Genomic DNA, 19,344 nt, shown 5'->3' with positions numbered 1-19,344 from the left:
CATTGTTCCACAAAGCTTGCGAGGGCAGCAACGCGCCCGCCACGCTTATGTGCAGCGAGGTGAAAACTCCGTATTCTGCGGGCCTTCCCTATGGCTGACGCGAGTAACCGCAATGCGCCTGGCTTTATTCGACCTGGACAATACCCTCCTTGGTGGCGACAGTGACCACGCCTGGGGTGATTATTTGTGCGAACGGGGCATTCTGGACCCCATCGCCTATAAACGCCGCAACGACGCCTTCTACCAGGATTACCTGAACGGCACCCTGGACCTGCAGGCCTACCTGGCCTTCTCCATGGAAATCCTCGCGGCGACCGAGCCGGCGCAGCTTGACCAATGGCACCGCGACTTCATGCGCGACTGCATCGAGCCGATCATCCTGCCCAAGGCACTGGCCTTGCTGCAGCAGCACCGCGATGCCGGCGACCAGCTGGTGATCATCACGGCCACCAACCGCTTCGTCACCGCACCGATTGCCCGCCGCCTGGGCGTGCGGGTGCTGCTGGCGACCGAATGTGAGATGCAGGAGGGCCGCTACACAGGGCGCAGTACCGATATACCGTGTTTCCGTGAAGGCAAGGTGACGCGGCTGGAGCGCTGGATGCTGGAGAACGGCTTCGACCTGGAAGACAGCTATTTCTACAGCGACTCGATGAATGACCTGCCTTTGCTGGAGCGGGTAACGCACGCGGTGGCGGTGGACCCGGACCCTAACCTGCAGGCCGAGGCAGAACGACGCGGCTGGCCGGTGATTTCCCTGCGGGATTGAAAGGGTTGGGGCTGCCGCGCAGCCCCATCGGCTCAGACCGGTTTGGCGCCCATCAGGCCGGCAATGGACAATAAGCAGACCCCGCTGAACACCGCCAGGGCCAGGGTAAACCGCAACCCCACCACCTCAGCCTTGCGCAGCCGATTCAGGCGCACCAGCAGCCACCATGCGGAAAACGCGCCTTCCGTATAGAGGACGCTGGAAGCCAGCACCCAGGTCTGCCCCAACGGCCAGCCCACCAGGTGCACCAGCCACCAGCCGGTGAATGGCAAGCTCAACAGGCACACGCCCATCAACACCCAGACGAACACCAGCGGCCGTCGCAGCAACTTGCCGTAGGCATCGGCATCGCCCTGGCGCCTGGCGCGTACAGTCCAGATCGCCAAGCCCAGCGCCCCCAGAAGCAGCAACGCGGTGGCGACGATGTGCAGGGCCTTGAGGGTGGTCAGGTGTTCCATGTCGTCACGTCCTTGGGTGGTTAGCCAAGCTTAGCCGCTCAACCCAGGAATAGCCGGTAGGCCGGGTTTTCGGTTTCATCCCAGTACGGGTAACCGATCTTGGCCAGCGCTGCCGGCACCAGGTGGCGCTCGTCCTCCGGCACCTGCAGCCCAGCGACGACACGGCCGTCAGCCGCGCCATGGTTGCGGTAGTGGAACATCGAGATGTTCCAGCGCCCGCCCAGCTTGTTGAGGAAGTTGAACAACGCCCCCGGCCGCTCAGGGAATTCGAAGCGCAGCACGATCTCGTCACTGGCACCGGCCGAATGGCCGCCGACCATATGGCGGATGTGCAGCTTGGCGAGTTCGTTGTCGGTCAGGTCGGTGACCGGGAAGCCCTGGTCGGTCAGCTGTTGCACCAGCGCGGCGCGCGGGTCGTTCTCTGGGTGGGTCTGCACACCAACGAAGATATGGGCCTCGTCGGAGGTATGCTTGCGGTAGTTGAATTCGGTGATCTGGCGCTTGCCGATGGCCTCGCAGAAGGCCTTGAAGCTACCGGGGCGCTCGGGGATGGTCACCGCGATGATCGCTTCGCGCTTCTCGCCCAGCTCGGCGCGCTCGGCGACATGGCGCAGGCGGTCGAAGTTGACGTTGGCGCCGGAATCGATAGCGACCAGGGTCTGGCCGCTCACACCGGTGAGCTCCACGTACTTCTTGATACCGGCAACGCCCAACGCGCCAGCAGGTTCGGTGATCGAGCGGGTATCGTCGTAGATATCCTTGATCGCCGCACAGATCTCGTCAGTGCTGACGGTAATCACGTCATCCACGTACAGCCGGCAGATATCGAAGGTATGCTGGCCAATCTGCGCCACCGCCACACCATCGGCAAACAGCCCTACCTGCGGCAGGACCACGCGCTCGCCAGCGGCCATGGCGGCCTGCAGGCAGTTGGAGTCGTCAGGTTCGACGCCGATGACCTTGATTTCCGGGCGCAGGTATTTCACGTAGGCCGCGATACCGGCGATCAGGCCGCCACCACCCACCGGCACGAAGATCGCGTCCAACTGCCCCGGGTGCTGGCGCAGGATCTCCATGGCCACGGTGCCTTGGCCGGCGATGGTGTGCGGGTCGTCGTAAGGGTGGACATAGACCAAGCCCTTCTCATCGACCAGCTTCAGCGAGTAGGCCAGCGCCTCTGGGAACGAGTCGCCATGCAAGACAACCTTGCCGCCCCGCGAACGCACGCCTTCGACCTTGATCTCCGGCGTGGTCTTGGGCATCACGATGGTGGCCTTGATGCCCATCTCACGCGCGGCCAACGCCAGGCCCTGAGCATGGTTGCCGGCCGACGCGGTAACCACGCCGCGTGCCAGTTCTTCCGGGCTCAGTTGCGCCAGCTTGTTGTACGCCCCACGGATCTTGAAGGAGAACACCGGCTGCAGGTCTTCACGCTTGAGCCAGATCTGGTTGCCCAGGCGCTTGCTCAGTTGCCCGGCGCTGTGCAGCGGGGTTTCGACAGCGACGTCGTAGACGCGCGAGGTGAGGATCTTCTTGACGTACTGTTCAAGCATCGGGAAAGCATCACTGGCCGCGGGACAAGGGCTGCGAGTCTACCCCAGCGCCACGTCGGGCGACCACAGCAAAGCCGTCCGAGCCGTTATACTAGCCTCCTTTCATTACCGCCCTGCCCCTTTCCGGAGCCCGCATGACCCAGGACCAACTCAAACAGGCCGTCGCCCAGGCCGCTGTCGACTTCATTCTGCCCAAGCTGGATGAAAAGAGCGTCATCGGCGTCGGCACCGGTTCGACTGCCAATTTCTTCATTGACGCCCTGGCCCAGCACAAGACCGCGTTCGACGGCGCGGTCGCCAGCTCCGAAGCCACGGCACAGCGCCTGAAGGGCCACGGCATCCCGGTGTATGAGCTCAACAGCGTCAGCGATCTAGAGTTCTACGTCGACGGCGCCGACGAAAGCGACGCACACCTGAACCTGATCAAAGGGGGTGGCGCGGCACTGACGCGCGAAAAAATCGTCGCGGCCGTGGCCAAGACCTTCATTTGCATCGCCGATGGCAGCAAGCTGGTGCCGGTGCTGGGCGCCTTCCCGCTGCCGGTCGAGGTCATCCCGATGGCCCGCAGCCACGTGGCGCGTCAACTGGTCAAGCTGGGGGGCGATCCGGTGTACCGTGAGGGGGTGGTCACCGATAACGGCAACGTCATCCTGGACGTTCACAACCTGCAGATCACCAACCCGGTGGAGCTGGAAGCGCAGATCAATGCGATCGTCGGCGTGGTCACCAACGGCCTGTTCGCCGCGCGCCCGGCCGACCTGCTGCTGCTGGGCACCGCTGAAGGCGTCAAGCGCCTCACTGCCGAGTAACGCCTCGGCGGCAAGCCGGCGGTTGGGGCAACAACACACTCAATCGACCGGCTGCTTGAACACGTAGAACAGGTTGGGCTCACTGACCAGATAAATGGTCCCCGCCTCATCCATCGCAATCCCTTCCGCCTGCGGCACCGTCTGCTTCAGCCCCTGGTAACCCTTGCGCAGCGACAGTGTGCTCAACGGTTTTCCCTTCACGTCCAGCTCCAGCACCAGCCGTGATTCATCCGACAACGCCAGCAGATGCCCGCTGCGCTCGTCGAATTGCAGGCTCGACAGATCCCTCACGAACAGCCCCTCATCGCGCTTGCGGTCCTGCGCCACATGCACTGCATAGGGCTGCTCCGGATTTTCATGGGGGAACCCGTGAATTTCATAGATCACCATCGGGTCCCGCTCCTTGGCCACGAACAGGCGTTTGCCCGCCGTGTCATAGGCCAGGCCCTCGAAGCCCTTGTTACCGTTCAGGCCGATACCCAGGCTCAATTGCTCGGCATCGTTGGCATCCAGGAACAGCGTGTCATCCTCCAGGCGCACGCGAATCAGCCGTTGCTGGCGCTCATCGGTGATCACGTAACTGTTGGGCCCAACGTATTCCACCGCCTCGGGGTCGCCGAAACCGGTCAATGGCACCCGCCGCAGGATACGGCCGTCGAGGGACAATTCGATCAGTTCGGACCGCTTGTTGGTCACGGTGAACAGCGTCTTGCGGTCGGGGTCGTACGTCAGCGCCGAAACATCATCGTCCAGCCCGTCGATGGACTGCGCCTGGATCACCACCTGATAGCGATCCAGGCCCATGCTTCGTTCAGCGGGCTGCCACCAGGACTTGACGTTGAACCAGCCACGCTCGAGCAAACGGAACTGCTGCTGCGCCACGCCCAGCAAGAGCACAGCGAGCAGACCAGTGACGGCCAGGATCAAGGGCAGACGAACATAACGACGCATAGGGCAGACTCGGTTTGAGGACGACGAATCTAACCACGACCAACTGAAGTAAAGCTTAATGCCAGCATCCGAAATATCTGATTTTTCAGTCAGTTTTCTTGAATCGATAGAACAGCGCCGGTTCACTGACCATGTACAGGTTGCCTTGGTCATCCATTGCCACCCCTTCAGCACGCGGAATGGTGTCCTTGAGGCCGTTGAACCCGCCCAGCAAGGTCATGAAGCTGACCTGCTGACCTTGCTCGTCGAGCTCCAGCAGCATGTTGGAGTCCGACGACAGCACCAGAAGGTGGCCCGTACGCGGGTCGACGCCCAGGGCGGAGAGGTTGCGCAGGTCGAGTTCGTCGCTGGCCAGCGGCTGCTTGTCACCCTGCAGCGGGCTACGCCCATCGGTGCTCCAGGTATACAGCTTTGGCGGCCGCTCCTCGCCGATCACCAGGCGCTGGCGCATCGGGTCCCATGCCACGGCTTCGAAGCCCTTGTTGCTTTGCACCGACTCGCCCAAGTCGTGGCTCTGAAAATCTGCATGGTTCAGCGACTTGGTTTGCGCATCCACCTTGACCACGGTCAGGTCGTGCAGACGCTCATCGGTAATGGCCAAGCGGCCATCCTCCAGCACGGCAACCCCTTCAGGGTTGTTCCACCCCTGCAATGGGATCTGCCTCAGCACATCACCCTCGAGGCTCAACTCGACCAGGAACGGGTTCTTGCCCATGACCACAAATAACGTACGCGTATGCGGATTGAACGCCACGTCCGACGCTTCATCGTCGTCCATGCCCGGCAGGGGCTTGGCATCGATATCGACCTGGTAGTCCGGCAACCAGACGCTTTCGCCGCGCTCTGCGCTGCTCTCGAAGCCTTCCTGCAACCACAGCCGGCCCCGGTCATCCCAGTGCATTGCCACGGCCACGCCATAGCCAATCACCGCAGCCACGGCCAGGCCGAATGGCCAGCGCAGGTAGAAGCGACGCTTGGGGGATACGGAAGCGCTGGAAGACGGGGCCATACAGAGTGTTCCTGGGTAAATAGGCGGAGATTCGCGCATTATCCAGATGGGTTGTGAAAAAAACGGTAAATCGCGTCGCCCGCTTCGCGGGCGGCGCAGTCTCGGCTCAGAGCACCCGGCTTTCGAAGCGGCTCACGCCCGGCAACTCCAGCACCAGTTCATCACCCACCTCGAAGGGCCCGACGCCTGCCGGGGTCCCGGTCAGGATCACATCCCCCGGCAACAGCGAAAAGTGCGAGGCCATGTGCTGGATGATCGGCACGATCGGGTTGAGCATCATCGCGCTGTTGCCGTCCTGGCGAACCTCACCATTGATGGTCAGGCGCACGGGAATGTCGGCCAGGTCGTCGAAGGTGCCGGCAGCAACGAAAGGCGGCAGTACACAGGCACCGTCGAAACTCTTGGCGGTCTCCCACGGCATGCCCTTCTCTTTGAGCTTGGCTTGCACGTCGCGCAGGGTCAGGTCCAGCGCTGGGGCAAAGCCTGAGATGGCATCCAGCACTTCTTCTTCGGACGGGTGCGCCGACAGCGGCTTGCCCAGCAACACCGCGATTTCGGCTTCGTAGTGCACCGACCCACGGTCGGTAGGAATCTTGAAGCCACCCTCCAGCGGTACCACGCAACTGCCCGGCTTGATGAACAGCAACGGCTCGCTCGGAATGGGGTTGCCCAATTCCTTGGCGTGCTCGGCATAGTTGCGGCCAACGCAAACAACCTTGCCCAACGGGAAGTGGATACGGGTGCCGTCTACGTACTGGTGCTGGTAACTCATGGCCGACTCCTTTGATTACTGCTTTTATTCAGGAGCGAAGATCTTACCCGGATTCATGATGCCGTTAGGGTCGAAGACGGCCTTTATCGCCTTCATGCAGGCGATTTCCTGCGGTGAGCGGCTGTAGCCAAGGTAATCGCGCTTTGTCATGCCCACACCGTGCTCAGCGGAGATCGAGCCGTTATAGCGCTGGACGATGTCGAACACCCACTTGTTGACCTTGGCGCATGAAGCGAAGAAATCGTCTTTGCTCATGGGCTCGGGCTTGAGGATGTTCAGGTGCAGGTTGCCGTCACCGATGTGCCCGTACCAGACCACCTCATAGTCGGGATAGTGCTCGCTGACGATGGCATCGATGTCGCGCAGGAAGGCCGGCACCTTGGAAACCGTGACCGAAATGTCGTTCTTGTACGGCGTCCAGTGGGAGATGGTTTCGGACAGGTACTCGCGCAGTTTCCAGAGGTTTCGCAACTGGGCTTCGCTCTGGCTCATCACCCCGTCCAGTACCCAGCCTTGCTCGACGCAGTGCTCGAAAGTGGCCAGCGCTTCGTTGGCCACCTCCTCGGTACTGGCCTCGAACTCCAGCAAGGCATAGAACGGGCAGTCGGTGGCGAACGGCGCAGGAACGTCGCCACGGGCCATGATCTTGGCCAGGCCCTTGTCGGAAAAGAACTCGAATGCCGTGAGGTCAAGCTTGCCCTGGAAGGCATGCAACACCGGCATGATCGAATCGAAGTCCGGCGTGCCCAGCACCATGGCAGTGAGGTTGCGTGGGGCGCGGTCCAGGCGCATGGTCGCCTCGACCACGAACCCCAGGGTGCCTTCGGCGCCGATGAACAACTGGCGCAGGTCATAGCCCGTGGCGTTCTTGATGAGGTCCTTGTTCAGCTCGAGCAGTTCGCCCTTGCCCGTGACAACTTTGAGGCCAGCGACCCAGTTACGGGTCATGCCATAGCGAATGACCTTGATACCACCCGCGTTTGTGCCGATGTTACCGCCAATCTGGCTGGAGCCGCTCGAGGCGAAATCCACCGGGTAATAAAGCCCCTGTTCTTCGGCGAATGCCTGCAGCTGGCGGGTGATGACCCCAGGCTGGCAGACCACCGTGCGATCGAAGGCATTGAAATCGAGAATCTGGTTCATGTAGTCGAAGGCGACCACCACTTCACCATTGGCTGCCACGGCACCGGCGGAGAGCCCGGTCCGACCGCCGGAAGGCACCAGGGCAACCTGATGGCGATTGGCCCAGCCAACGATCGCCTGAACCTGTTCCACGCTTTTGGGGAACACGATGGCAGTCGGCGCGGGCGGGAAATGCTTGGTCCAGTCCTTGCCGTACGTTTCCAGGGAAACGGCATCGGTCAGGACCTTGCCAGGGTCTACCAAGGTCATCAGTTCATCAATTACCGCGGGCTGCGTCATCGCCGGAACTCTCGACTTATTCATAGTCACCCTGAGTACTCTTCACCTGTCGGGATAAGCTCAGATTGTGTCGCGTATGCTAGCATAGCGCTCCCGCTGTTCATGCTAAGGCCGACGCCGCGCCTAGCATCACTTCTCGCCATTTTTTCTCCGGGATACAGGTTTACGCAGATGAGCAAGACTTCTCTCGACAAGAGCAAGATCAGGTTCCTTCTCCTTGAAGGTGTGCACCAGAACGCGGTGGATACCCTCAAGGCCGCCGGGTACACCAACATCGAGTACCTCACTGGCTCGCTGCCGGAAGCGGAACTCAAGGAAAAGATCGCCGATGCCCACTTCATCGGCATCCGTTCGCGTACCCAGCTGACCGAAGAGATCTTCGACTGCGCCAAGAAACTGGTCGCCGTCGGTTGCTTCTGCATCGGCACCAACCAGGTCGATCTGGACGCTGCCCGCGAGCGCGGCATTGCCGTGTTCAACGCGCCATACTCCAACACCCGCTCGGTGGCCGAGCTGGTGCTGGCCGAAGCCATCCTGCTGCTGCGCGGCATCCCCGAGAAAAACGCCTCCTGCCACCGTGGCGGCTGGATCAAGAGCGCTGCCAACTCGTTCGAAATCCGCGGCAAGAAGCTGGGCATCGTCGGCTACGGCTCGATCGGTACCCAACTGTCGGTACTGGCCGAGAGCCTGGGCATGCAGGTCTACTTCTACGACCCGCTGACCAAGCTGCCGCTGGGCAACGCCGTGCAGGTCACCAGCCTGCACGAACTGCTGGGCCTGGCCGACATCGTCTCGCTGCATGTGCCTGAGCTGCCATCCACCCAGTGGATGATCGGTGAGAAAGAAATCCGCGCGATGAAGAAGGGCTCGATCCTGATCAACGCCGCCCGTGGCACCGTGGTAGAGCTGGACCACCTGGCCGCGGCCATCAAAGACAAGCACCTGATCGGCGCCGCCATCGACGTATTCCCGGTCGAGCCGCGCTCCAACGATGAAGAGTTCGAAAGCCCGCTGCGCGGCCTGGACAACGTGATCCTGACCCCGCACATCGGTGGCTCCACCGCCGAGGCCCAGGCCAACATCGGCCTGGAAGTGGCCGAGAAACTGGTCAAGTACAGCGACAACGGTACCTCTGTATCGTCGGTCAACTTCCCGGAAGTCGCCCTGCCGGCGCACCCGGGCAAGCACCGCCTGCTGCACATCCACGAAAACATCCCGGGCGTGCTCAGCGAGATCAACAAAGTCTTCGCCGAGAACGGTATCAACATCTCCGGTCAGTTCCTGCAGACCAACGAGAAAGTGGGTTACGTGGTCATCGACGTTGACGCCGAGTACTCCGACCTGGCGCAAGAGAAGCTGCAGCACGTCAAGGGCACCATCCGCTCGCGCGTACTGTTCTGAGCTTGATTGCCAAGCCCTGGTAGCGGCTGCCAGTCAGTTACCGTTATCAGGGCTGCTACGCAGCCCATCGCCGGCAAGCCGGCTCCCACGGGCTGCGCGCAGGCCTCAAGCGCTGCGCGGTCTCTGAACTGCCCCAAGCAAGCTGGACACCCATCCAAAGTCCTGGGGTAGCCCATTCTGTGGGCCGGCTTGCCGGCGATGGGCCGCAAAGCGGCCCCAACCGCTTAGCCGAGGGGCCTCGAACTTGATGGCCACCTTTATAGTTCGGCCAACAAGCCCGCCCCCCTTAGCGATGCCAGCGGCGTCGGCTTACTTCACTTCGACCGTGATCTTCTTCGACTCAACGCTTGGCTTGAACGGTACGTGATACCGGTCACCCAGTACCAACTGCAGGGTGTGCTTGCCCGGCGTCAGGGTAAGGGTGGTCTCGGTCTGGGCCTTGCCGAAGTGCAGCACCTGTGGGCCGGCTGGCAGCGCTGCCCCGCCTTCAGGCATCAAACTGGTCGGCAGTGGCTGATCGGCTGCAGGCTCCTTGTCCACATCCACCAGCAGGTGGTGGTGGCCGGTGTGCGGGGTCTGGTCACCCGCAGGTTTGAGCCCCATGCCTTCGATGCCAAACTTGACGGTGAAGGTCTTGTCGACCGTTGCACCATCAGCGGGGGAAACGATGAAGACCTTGGCATCCTTGGGCGGCTCCTGGCTCTTCAGCGCATCCGCAGCGCTGGCCAGTACCGAGGCCCCCATCAGCAGACCGGCTACGGCAGCACGCGAAAATAGGCTGTTCATTCACTTCTCCTGTGATTCACTCATTGACCGCCACCTGCAAACGAACGGCGGCGGAAGTCCACCATAGCCCACAAAGAGAAAAATTTCAGTTAGGGTTAAACATCGCCAAGGCTTCAAGGTCATAGGCTGCGCTCGACCACGACGAGGAAGAAAGTCGTGGCGAAAGTTATTCATTTGCCAAAGAAAAGGGGCATTAGATGCGTTCGACGCTGGGTGTACTGCTGGCAGTACTGATCACGCCATTGGCTCAAGCCGAGCTGATAGACGAAATCGCCGATCGGGGCGAACTGCGCATTGCCGTACAGGCCGACAACTCGCCGTATGCCTTCAAGGAAAACGAGCACCTGACCGGCTTTGAGATCGAGTTCGGCCAAGAGCTGGCCAAACAACTGGACCTGCGTGTCGAGTTCATTGAAACACCTGAGGCCGAGATACTCCCCGGTGTTGAAACGGGCAAATACGACATCACCCTGACCCCAGCGGAAAATGCCCCCAAGGCCGACACACCGTTTGACCTGAGCCAGCCTTTTGGCGAGAGGAAACTGGTCATCCCGTTCCAGAAAGACAACCCGGCGTTCGAGAGCGCGGTGAACAACGCGCTGCAGCGCCTCAAGGACAGCGGCCGAACAGCGGAGCTTGAGCAGAAGTGGTTCAAGGGTGTGCAGCAGACGGCTACCGGAGAGTAAGTCCGTTATTGCCTGCACAGCCATTCGCGGGTAACCCTCGCGAACGGGCCAGCACCCAACTACGCTGACAGCCCAGCCAGCGCTCGCTGGGCCTCTTCCAACTCCAGTTCACTGAACACCAGCACGCCCTCCCGCCGCAGCAGTGCGGTGGTCACCCCCTGCCCTGGCACTTTCACCCCAGCGAACGTGCCATCGTAGGTCAAGCGGTTGCCACACGAAGGGCTGCCCGCCTTGAGCACCGCCACCCGGATGCCATGCCGACGCACCAGCGCCAGCGCCTGCCGGGCACCGGCAAGAAAGGCCGCGCTTACGTCCTCGCCATCGATCGTCAGCACCTGCGTGGCGCCATCGAGCACCTCGCCGCCCTGCCCGCCCGGTATCTCCGCGGGCGGGCGCGGTGTGGGCAGGCCACCCGCCACCTCCGGGCACAACGGCACCACACGCCCTTCAGCCTGCCAGCGCTGCAACAGATCAGGATGGCCGCTGGCGCGCCCGTCATAGCGCACCGGTTGCCCCAGCAGGCAGGCGCTGACCAGCACCTTGGGCGGGTCAGAACGGGTCATTACCACGGCGCCGGAACCACCCCGTCAACGAAAGCCGCTCACGCCCCGCAGGCAAGACTTCATGAGGCACTTCACCCGATAGAAACACCACCAGGCAACCGGCCACGGGCAGCACATCATGCTCGACAGCGTCAGCCAGGAACATGCGCAACTGGCCACCATCCTGCGGCTGCCAGTTTTCATTGAGGTAAAGCACGGCCGAGACCATGCGCCGGTCGTCGTCGCGGAAACGGTCAAGGTGGCGACGATAGAACGCACCTGCCGGGTACAGGGCGAAGTGACACTCGAAGTCTTCAAGGCCCAGGAACAGGCCCTGGTTGATGGCCAGACGCAGCTGGTCCATCGCTTCAAGGTACTGATCGCAGGCCTGGGCCTGACCCGGGTCGATCCACTGGATCTGGTCCCCGCGGATCGCCTCGCGCACCTCCTGGGCCACACCGCGCCCCACCCCAGCGGGGTTGAGCTGGCCTTCGGCATTACGCCGACGACACTCGGCCGCAAGCGCGCCGACCAGCTCAGCGGGCAGGAAAAGGGCCTGCTGCGACCAGCCACGGGTGGCCAGATCGTCAACGACGGCTGCAAGCATCGGGTTTTCAGGGGAGATATGCATGGCGCGCATCATATCCATTAGCCATGCCCTCGCACAGCGCCACTTGGCCGAGAAACACGCCCCTATCTCGACAAACCGGCGCCGAGCCAAGGACAATAGCCATCTGCCGACAGGAGTCCTGAATGCGCCGTCTGTTTTCCCTGATTTTGCTGATGATCTGCACCGTGCCTGTCTGGGCAGACAGCCTCGATCAGCTCTACAAGGCCGCCGGCTGGCCCGACCAGCGCGCCCATTTCAATGATGCCGTGAGCGCCGCCCAGCAGCGCTACCGCAACAGCCTGCCGCCTGCGGTTTACCAGGCGCTGGTCAGCAACAGCAATCAGCGCTTCCAGGCTGAGGCCATGGACCGCCGTGCCCAGGCACAATTGCGCAGCGCGCTGCCCGACCCCGCGCCGGCACTGGCCTTTTTCCAGTCACCGCTGGGGCGCAAGATCGTAGCTGCCGAACTGCTGGCCACGCGCAAGGACCAACTGGCCAAGCACGCCAAGGGCTTGCCGAAAATCCAGGCCAGTGATGACCGTCTGCTGATCATCGGGCACCTGGCTCAGGCGCTCCCGGCCCGCGAAGCCGGTGCCGAGGTTAGCCTGGCGATCGCCGGCGTAGCGGCCGACAGCCTCAGTTCGATGATCCCCGGCCTGTTCGGCGGTGGCCAGGCCCAAGGCCTGCTCGAAGGCCAGCGCCAGCGGCTGATGAACCAGATTGGCGAAGACCTCAACAACACGTTGCTATACGTGTACCGCGACCTGTCCGACGCCGAGCTGGAAGAGTTCGCCACCTTCGCCGAGTCACCCGAAGGCAAAGCGTACTACCAAGCCGCCGTGGCAGCTGTGCGCGCCGGCCTGGCAGTCGGCCAGAGCGGCGCGAACCTCAAGTGATCAGCCCAAGCGCTGGTCGATGAAGTCGAAATAGCGCTGGCGGATGGCCGGCAGTTCGTTGGCCAGGTGGTGACGGGCTTCGGGCAGCAGCAGTATCTGGGGCTCGGCGAACTTGGCCTTGAGCACTTCGAGGTTGTAGGGCCAGTCCACTGTGCCGTCAGCCTGCCCCTGCACGATCAATGGTCGCCGCGCACTGCAGGGTGCAGCCTCGATCCGCTTGACCCAGGCCATCAACGCGCCGACCCAGGCTGTCGGCAGGCGCCGAGGCTGAAGCGGGTCGGCCTCCAGGAACGGCAGGAACGTCGGGTCATTGCTGTTCTCGCTGAAGCGCCGCTCAATGCCATTGACGAAGTGGCGCAACACTCGATAACTGAGTTTCGACCACAGCCACGCGCGTGGGCGCACGAGCGGCGCAAGCAGGATAACCTGGCCATCAACCGGGCTCTGTAGCCCCTGATGCAACAGGTGATCGACGGCGATGGCGCCGCCCGTGCTCTGCCCGCACAGGTGCCACGGGTGCGGCAAATCAAGGCCGCGCGCCTGCTCGAACAGGGCATCGAGCACCTGTTGGTAGAGGGCGAAATCAGTGATGCTGGCGCGCTCGCCACTGGACAGGCCATGGCCAGGCAGGTCGCAGCTGATAACGGCATAACCCTGCTTGACTGCCCATTCGATCACATGGCGATAGAGGCCCATGTGATCGTAGTAGCCATGCAGCAGAAACACTGTCGCCACAGGCTGAGCCGGCAGCCAGACTTGCCCCACCAGCTCGAAACCCGCAGCCTGAAAACCGCCCAGCCAGCTCTGCGTCGACAGGTTCAGGCCATAGAAGCGCTGATAATCCTGCGCCTGCACGGATAAAGGTTGGCGTTTGCCAAGGGGCGCGAGGCTGGCGCGCAGGCGGTCAGGGTGAATAGCAGCGGGCATCGGGTACATCCAGAGCGAAGCGAGTATTGATCCGGGATATTCAGCTCTTGGCTGCGCCGTGGCAAGCTTGCCAACTTTGAATCAACGATACCGCTCCTTCAGGGTTGCGGATGGGCCATGAAAACACCAACAATCAAGCCGATACTTTCAGCCATTGCATTGCTGTCATGCGCCGCCGTGCTCTGGTGGGCATACGAGAGTTTCCAGTCCCGCTACCTGCGCCCGTTCGAAAGCCAGACCACGCTGTTCGACGGCACCCAACTGCGCCTGCCCGCCGAGCTCGCCGGCCCCGGCCCTGTTCGCGTAGTGCACTTCCTGGACCCGACCTGCCCATGCAACGTCGGCAACCAGCAGCACCTGAGTGACCTGCTCGGCCAGTTCGCCGACAAGGGCGTGACCTTCCACGTCGTGCAAAAGCCCGGCAGCCATGGCCAGCTGCCGGCCAACCTCACCCGCCTGCAGCCCATAACCCAACTTCCGGGCAGTGAAAACCTGCCCGCCTCTCCAGCCGTAGCGATCTGGGACCGTCAAGGCGACCTCGCCTACTTCGGCCCCTACAGCGAAGGCGCGGTATGCAACGCCAGCAACAGCTTCATCGAGCCAATCCTCAAGGCCTTGCTCGATGGCCGCCAAGTCAAGGCATCGAACACGCTGGCCGTCGGCTGCTATTGCCCTTGGGCTGGCTGACGCGCGCGCGCCGGGTTACCCATCACTACTGCGCCTGCCGGCACATCGCGGGTTACCACACTGCCCGCACCAACCACTGCGTTATCCCCAATGCTCACCCCAGGCAGGATGATTGCCGCGCCACCAATCCACACGTTGTTGCCGATGGTCACCGGCCTTCCGCTCTCCAGCCCGGTACGCCGAATTTCAGGGTCTAGCGGGTGATCGGCGGTGTAGATCTGCACCGCCGGGCCGATCTGGCAATCATCGCCGATACGTACCGGCAGCACGTCCAGGATCACGCAGTTGAAATTCATGAAGGTATTGCGGCCGACGCTGATGTTGTAGCCGTAGTCGCAATAGAACGGTGGGCGAATGACCGTGCCTTCGCCCACATGGCCGAAGTGCTCGGCAAGCAAGCCATTGCGGGCTTCGTTAAGCAGTTCGACGCTGGTGTTGTAGCGCTGCATCCAGTGCTTGGTGGCGATTTGCTCGGCCTGCAGTTCGGGGCAGCCGGCATGGTAGAGCTGACCACTAAGCATTTTCTGTTTTTCGCTGAGAAACATGGAAACTCCTTGGAGAGGGCTATGCTCTTTGCGCAAATCTGCCGAAGATCGGACCACAATTTCCGCTCGAATGCACAAGGAGCCTCGATGAAGCGCAGCCTGACCCTGTTAGCCGTGGTAGTGGCCATGGCCACCGGTGCCGGTTACTGGTACGTGCACGGCAAACTGCCGCAGCGTGACGGCGAGGTAGCGATCGCCGGCCTGCAGGCCCCGGTCAGTGTGCGCTATGACACCCGCGGCGTGCCGCACCTGCAGGCGCAGAACGAAGCAGACCTGTACCGCGCCCTTGGCTACGTGCATGCCCAGGACCGATTGTTCCAGATGGAAATCATGCGCCGCCTGGCCCGCGGAGAGCTGGCCGAGGTGTTGGGCGAAAAGCTGCTGCCCACCGATACCCTGTTCCGCAGCCTGCGCATCCGTGATCAAGCGGCGCTGATGGTGCAGCGGCTGGACCGCCAGTCCCCCGCGTACAAGGCCCTGCAAGCCTACCTCGATGGCATCAACGCCTGGCAAGCGAGCCACCCCAAGCCCATGGAGTTCGACCTGATCGGCATCACGCCCAGGCCGTTCACCGCTGAGGATACCCTGAGCATCGCCGGCTACCTGGCCTACAGTTTTGCCGCCGCGTTCCGCACCGAGCCTGCCTTGACCTATATCCGCGACCAGCTCGGGCCGCAGTACCTGAAGATGTTCGACCTCGACTGGCAACCTGACGGCGCGTTGGGCACCCCGCTGGCGACGGCCGATTGGCAGGGCCTTGAAGCCCTCGCCCGTCTCAGCCACGAAGCCCTTGGCGATGCCGGCATTCCCCAATTCGAAGGCAGCAATGCCTGGGCAGTGGCCGGCCGCCGTACCCGCAGCGGCAAGCCGCTGCTGGCCGGCGATCCGCACATCAGCTTCGCGGTGCCGGCCGTCTGGTACGAGGCCGAGCTGTCGGCGCCAGGGTTCAACCTGTACGGCTACTTCCAGGCGCTGAACCCGTTCGCGCTGCTCGGTCACAATCGCGACTTCGGCTGGAGCCTGACCATGTTCCAGAACGACGACGTCGACCTGATTGCGGAAAAGACCAACCCGGCAAACAGCGATCAGGTCATGGTCAACGGCCAATGGCGAACACTGGAAAAGACTGAGGAGAAAATCGCCGTCAAAGGCGAGCAGCCGGTCGTCATCAGCCTGCGCCGCTCACCCCACGGGCCGATCGTCAACGACGTGCTGGGCGCGACCGCCGGCACGACGCCAATCGCCATGTGGTGGGCCTTTCTGGAAACCGACAATCCGATTCTCGAAGGCTTCTATCAGCTCAACCGTGCCGACTCCCTTGCCAAGATGCGCGAGGCGGCGGCCATGGTTCAGGCGCCTGGGCTCAACTTCGTCTGGGCCAGTGCAGGTGGCGACATTGGTTGGTGGGCGGCGGCGCAACTGCCGATCCGCCCGGATGGCGTCAACCCGTCGTTCATCCTCGATGGCGCGAGCGTCCAGGCCGACAAGCTGGGTTTCTATCCATTCAGCGTCAACCCACAGCAGGAAAACCCGGCCAGCGGTTACATCGTTTCAGCCAATTACCAGCCGCCAGCGGCGGTACCGATACCGGGCTATTACAACTTGCCAGACCGGGGCCGTCAGCTGGAGCGCCACCTGGCCAACCCGCAGGTGAAGTGGGATACCCAGAACAGCCAGGCGCTGCAGCTGGACACCGCCAACGACTACGGCCCACGCACCCTGGCGCCCCTGCTCGCGACCCTGCGCGACATCGCCCAGGGCGAGGAGGAAAAGGAGCTGGTCGAGCAACTGGCCGCTTGGCGCGGAGATCACCCGCTGGACTCGACCAGCGCCACGCTGTTCAACCAGTTTCTCTACCAGTTGGCCCATGCCGCGCTGCATGACGAGCTGGGCGACACCTGGTTCCCGGTGCTCATCAGTACCCGGACCATCGACTCTGCCCTGCCACGCTTGGCAGCGGACGCGCAATCACCGTGGTGGGACACGCGCGGTGCCGACCAGCGTACCGACCGCACTACCATCGTGCGCATCGCTTGGCAGCAAACCCTCGCGCACCTGCGTGAAACCTTTGGCAAAGACCCAGCCAGCTGGCAATGGGGCAAGGCGCATACCCTGACGCACAACCATCCACTGGGTATTAAAAAACCGTTGAACCTGCTGTTCAACGTCGGCCCGTTTGCTGCACCGGGGACCCATGAGGTACCCAACAACCTGTCAGCGAAAATCGGACCTGCGCCGTGGCCGGTGACGTATGGGCCTTCGACCCGGCGGCTGATCGACTTCGCCGACGTTGGCCAGGCCTTGACCAGCAACCCGGTCGGGCAAAGTGGCGTGCCGTTTGACCGCCACTATTCGGACCAGGCTGAAGGCTATATCGAGGGGCAATATCAGCGCGCCCAGATGGGGGTGATACCGGCTCACACTACCTTGCGTCTGGTGCCGACAGAGTGATGGAAACTTTTCTTCGGGTCGGCTTCTCCAAGCGCTTCAGATTGCGATCCGCATGGCCATCACACTACAAGGACGATAACGATGAAAAGCCCCTGCCCGACTGACGCCAACGAACAACTGCTGTGGCTGCTGGCATTGAGCCGGGCACTGGGTAGCCAACGCTGAGCGTTGGGCCACCGCAAAAAAAAACGCCGACGCAAATGCGTCGGCGTTTTTCGTACAAGGGGTAAGCAGGCGTATCAGAACGCCGGCAGCACCGCACCGCTGTACTTCTTGGCGATGAATGCCTTGACCTCGGGGCTGGTCAGGGCCTTGGCCAGCTTCTGCATCGCCTCGCTGTTCTTGTTGTCCGGGCGGGCCACCAGGAAGTTCACGTACGGCGAATCGCTACCCTCGATCACCAACGCATCTTTGGCCGGGTTCAGGCCAGCTTCCAGGGCGTAGTTGGTGTTGATCATGTCCAGGTCCACCTGGTCCAGCACACGCGCCAGCATGGCCGACTCAAGTTCCTTGAACTTCAGGTTCTTCGGGTTCTCGGCAATGTCTTTCGGAGTGGCCAGGGCGTTTTTAGGATCTTTCAGGGTGATCAGGCCAGCCTTCTGCAGCAGGATCAGGGCGCGGCCACTGTTGCTGCCTTCGTTAGGAATGGCAACGGTAGCGCCATCCTTGAGTTCGGACAGGTTCTTGATCTTCTTCGAGTAGCCACCGAACGGCTCGACGTGCACGCCGATCACGGTTTCCAGATGGGTACCTTTACCCTCGTTGAAGCTCTTCAGGTAAGGCAGGGTCTGGAAGTAGTTAGCGTCCAGACGCTTCTGATCTACCTGTACGTTGGGTTGTACGTAGTCAGTGAAGACCTTGATCTGCAGGTCCACGCCTTCCTTGGCCAAGGTCGGCTTGATCAGCTCCAGAATTTCGGCGTGGGGCACAGGGGTAGCGGCAACCACCAGTTTTTCGGCGGCGGCAGCCAGGCCGGAGAACGACAGGGCAGCGGCCAGGGCGGTGGTCAGCAGGGTCTTCTTCATGGTGGTCCTTGTTTTGTTTCTGGGCCATCGGTGATGGCGAAGTCAGGTGCCCAACCGTTTCATCAGCGGGCGTGGAGCGCAAGATACCGAGAATTTTTATTCCGCAACAATACCTTTTAATTAGCTGCTTATTCCAAAAGCAGAATGCCATTACCCACTTTGCTTATGAGCGACGTCTAGCGTGCGGTGTTCGGCAGGTCGAGGTCCTCTGGCTGGATCTGTTCACTGTCATTGACCAGCAGGGCGAAGTGGATGATGTTCTCCAGTTCGCGGGTATTGCCGGGCCATGCGTGGGCTTCGAGCACCTGCTGGGCCGCTTCGCTGATCAACGGCACCGGGCGCTGCAGGCGTGCACAGTAGATGCCCACGAAATACTCAGCCAACGGCAGGATATCGCCGCAGCGCTCACGCAACGGAGGAAGCTCCAGCGCGCCCTCGCGCAAGTACTGGTACAAGCGTTCGTTGAATCTGCCCGCTTTTACAACCCGCGCCAGGTCAATGCTGGTCGCAGCCACCAGACGCACGTCCACCGGCTGCGGCTGATGCGCGCCGACGCGGGTGACCTCGCGGTTTTCCAGAGCGGCCAGCAGCTTGCCTTGGATCGCCAACGGCAAGTCGGCGATTTCGTCCAGGTACAGCGTGCCGCCGTTGGCCGAGCCGAACCAGCCCGCCCGGCTGCTGGCGGTGCCACCCTGGGTGCCGGCACTGTAGCCGAACAGCTCGGCATCGGCGTAGGTAGGGCTGATGGCCGCGCAGTTTACCGAGACGAAGAGCCCGGCACGATCACTGGCCCGGTGAATTTGCCGTGCCAGCAACTCCTTGCCGGTCCCCGTCTCACCGCGGATCAGCACCGGCAGGGCTTGCGGTGCCAGGTACTCCAGCGCCTGACGCACCTGCTGCGAGCGTGGGTCGATGAACACCAGCGCCTTGGCACGAATGCTGAGCGGGCTCTTGTCCAGTTCAGGAAAAGTCAGCAGCGGCTGGCCAAACGGGTTTTGAAAAGTCATGACTAACTCCCGCCCAGGCCTCTGCGGGCTGGGCGTCA

At 62.2% G+C, this 19,344-nt stretch carries 20 protein-coding genes; 7 read left to right on the top strand and 13 right to left on the bottom strand.

Annotated elements, in window-relative coordinates; genetic code table 11:
• The first annotated feature begins 112 nt into the window (after positions 1–112).
• Entirely contained in the window at positions 113–769 is a 657-nt protein-coding gene (locus ACIPZC_RS01925; RefSeq protein WP_400624495.1) for an HAD family hydrolase, read from the top strand.
• 32 nt (positions 770–801) lie between these two features.
• Here ACIPZC_RS01925 and ACIPZC_RS01920 read toward each other — a convergent pair whose 3' ends face one another.
• Both ACIPZC_RS01920 and ilvA read right to left on the bottom strand, forming a co-directional pair.
• Entirely contained in the window at positions 802–1,227 is a 426-nt protein-coding gene (locus tag ACIPZC_RS01920) for a DUF2269 domain-containing protein (RefSeq protein WP_400624493.1), read from the bottom strand.
• 38 nt (positions 1,228–1,265) lie between these two features.
• Positions 1,266–2,780 (bottom strand): threonine ammonia-lyase, biosynthetic, encoded by a 1,515-nt coding sequence (ilvA, locus tag ACIPZC_RS01915; protein ID WP_400624491.1) that lies wholly within the window; start codon positions 2,778–2,780, stop codon positions 1,266–1,268.
• A 134-nt stretch (positions 2,781–2,914) separates the two neighbouring features.
• Between ilvA and rpiA the strand changes: the two genes are divergently transcribed.
• Complete coding sequence (gene rpiA / locus ACIPZC_RS01910) at positions 2,915–3,589, top strand: ribose-5-phosphate isomerase RpiA (RefSeq protein WP_241805045.1); 675 nt, start codon at positions 2,915–2,917, stop codon at positions 3,587–3,589.
• 39 nt (positions 3,590–3,628) lie between these two features.
• Here rpiA and ACIPZC_RS01905 read toward each other — a convergent pair whose 3' ends face one another.
• The 4 genes from ACIPZC_RS01905 to ACIPZC_RS01890 form a co-directional block, all read right to left on the bottom strand.
• Entirely contained in the window at positions 3,629–4,540 is a 912-nt protein-coding gene (locus tag ACIPZC_RS01905; RefSeq protein ID WP_400624489.1) for an SdiA-regulated domain-containing protein, read from the bottom strand.
• An 85-nt stretch (positions 4,541–4,625) separates the two neighbouring features.
• Positions 4,626–5,549 (bottom strand): SdiA-regulated domain-containing protein, encoded by a 924-nt coding sequence (locus ACIPZC_RS01900; protein WP_400624487.1) that lies wholly within the window; start codon positions 5,547–5,549, stop codon positions 4,626–4,628.
• Positions 5,550–5,655: 106 nt separating this feature from the next.
• Positions 5,656–6,321 (bottom strand): fumarylacetoacetate hydrolase family protein, encoded by a 666-nt coding sequence (locus ACIPZC_RS01895; protein ID WP_400624485.1) that lies wholly within the window; start codon positions 6,319–6,321, stop codon positions 5,656–5,658.
• A gap of 24 nt (positions 6,322–6,345) precedes the next feature.
• The gene (locus tag ACIPZC_RS01890; protein ID WP_400624483.1) at positions 6,346–7,743 is read right to left on the bottom strand and encodes an FAD-binding oxidoreductase; all 1,398 of its coding nucleotides are present in this window, start codon (positions 7,741–7,743) and stop codon (positions 6,346–6,348) included.
• Positions 7,744–7,914: 171 nt separating this feature from the next.
• Here ACIPZC_RS01890 and serA point away from each other — a divergent pair, with 171 nt between their 5' ends.
• Positions 7,915–9,144 (top strand): phosphoglycerate dehydrogenase, encoded by a 1,230-nt coding sequence (gene serA, locus ACIPZC_RS01885; protein WP_039602651.1) that lies wholly within the window; start codon positions 7,915–7,917, stop codon positions 9,142–9,144.
• A 309-nt stretch (positions 9,145–9,453) separates the two neighbouring features.
• Here serA and ACIPZC_RS01880 read toward each other — a convergent pair whose 3' ends face one another.
• Positions 9,454–9,930, bottom strand: coding sequence for a DUF4399 domain-containing protein (locus tag ACIPZC_RS01880; RefSeq protein WP_241805040.1), 477 nt, complete (start codon positions 9,928–9,930; stop codon positions 9,454–9,456).
• A gap of 197 nt (positions 9,931–10,127) precedes the next feature.
• On the opposite strand from ACIPZC_RS01880, the gene ACIPZC_RS01875 reads away from it, so the two are divergent.
• Positions 10,128–10,616 carry an ABC transporter substrate-binding protein gene (locus tag ACIPZC_RS01875; protein ID WP_267820234.1) on the top strand — a complete coding sequence of 163 codons (489 nt, stop codon included), beginning with the start codon at positions 10,128–10,130 and terminating at the stop codon, positions 10,614–10,616.
• Between the two features lie 59 nt (positions 10,617–10,675).
• On the opposite strand, the gene ACIPZC_RS01870 is transcribed toward ACIPZC_RS01875, so the two are convergent.
• Positions 10,676–11,179: a DUF523 domain-containing protein gene (locus ACIPZC_RS01870; RefSeq protein WP_400624480.1), complete on the bottom strand. Its 504-nt coding sequence runs from the start codon at positions 11,177–11,179 to the stop codon at positions 10,676–10,678.
• Positions 11,166–11,798: a 2OG-Fe(II) oxygenase gene (locus tag ACIPZC_RS01865; RefSeq protein WP_400624822.1), complete on the bottom strand. Its 633-nt coding sequence runs from the start codon at positions 11,796–11,798 to the stop codon at positions 11,166–11,168. The genes ACIPZC_RS01870 and ACIPZC_RS01865 overlap by 14 nt, the downstream gene beginning before the upstream one ends.
• A 113-nt stretch (positions 11,799–11,911) precedes the next feature.
• Here ACIPZC_RS01865 and ACIPZC_RS01860 point away from each other — a divergent pair, with 113 nt between their 5' ends.
• Positions 11,912–12,664 (top strand): DUF2059 domain-containing protein, encoded by a 753-nt coding sequence (locus ACIPZC_RS01860; RefSeq protein WP_400624478.1) that lies wholly within the window; start codon positions 11,912–11,914, stop codon positions 12,662–12,664.
• Here the strand turns inward: ACIPZC_RS01860 and ACIPZC_RS01855 are convergent, their stop codons facing one another.
• Complete coding sequence (locus tag ACIPZC_RS01855) at positions 12,665–13,591, bottom strand: alpha/beta hydrolase (protein WP_400624476.1); 927 nt, start codon at positions 13,589–13,591, stop codon at positions 12,665–12,667.
• 117 nt (positions 13,592–13,708) lie between these two features.
• Here ACIPZC_RS01855 and ACIPZC_RS01850 point away from each other — a divergent pair, with 117 nt between their 5' ends.
• Entirely contained in the window at positions 13,709–14,278 is a 570-nt protein-coding gene (locus ACIPZC_RS01850; protein WP_400624475.1) for a DUF6436 domain-containing protein, read from the top strand.
• Here the strand turns inward: ACIPZC_RS01850 and ACIPZC_RS01845 are convergent.
• Positions 14,257–14,823 (bottom strand): sugar O-acetyltransferase, encoded by a 567-nt coding sequence (locus ACIPZC_RS01845; protein WP_400624473.1) that lies wholly within the window; start codon positions 14,821–14,823, stop codon positions 14,257–14,259. The genes ACIPZC_RS01850 and ACIPZC_RS01845 overlap by 22 nt on opposite strands.
• 87 nt (positions 14,824–14,910) lie before the next feature.
• On the opposite strand from ACIPZC_RS01845, the gene ACIPZC_RS01840 reads away from it, so the two are divergent.
• Positions 14,911–17,274: a penicillin acylase family protein gene (locus ACIPZC_RS01840; RefSeq protein WP_400624471.1), complete on the top strand. Its 2,364-nt coding sequence runs from the start codon at positions 14,911–14,913 to the stop codon at positions 17,272–17,274.
• Positions 17,275–17,513: 239 nt separating this feature from the next.
• On the opposite strand, the gene ACIPZC_RS01835 is transcribed toward ACIPZC_RS01840, so the two are convergent.
• Together ACIPZC_RS01835 and ACIPZC_RS01830 are read right to left on the bottom strand one after the other, a co-directional pair.
• Positions 17,514–18,299 carry a MetQ/NlpA family ABC transporter substrate-binding protein gene (locus ACIPZC_RS01835; RefSeq protein ID WP_241805030.1) on the bottom strand — a complete coding sequence of 262 codons (786 nt, stop codon included), beginning with the start codon at positions 18,297–18,299 and terminating at the stop codon, positions 17,514–17,516.
• A gap of 176 nt (positions 18,300–18,475) precedes the next feature.
• Positions 18,476–19,306 carry a sigma 54-interacting transcriptional regulator gene (locus ACIPZC_RS01830; RefSeq protein WP_400624469.1) on the bottom strand — a complete coding sequence of 277 codons (831 nt, stop codon included), beginning with the start codon at positions 19,304–19,306 and terminating at the stop codon, positions 18,476–18,478.
• Between the last annotated feature and the right edge of the window lie 38 nt (positions 19,307–19,344).

Source organism: Pseudomonas sp. NPDC089743 (genome assembly GCF_044748785.1).
GTDB lineage: Bacteria > Pseudomonadota > Gammaproteobacteria > Pseudomonadales > Pseudomonadaceae > Aquipseudomonas > Aquipseudomonas putida_X.
This window is presented reverse-complemented; position numbering and strand designations above follow the sequence as displayed.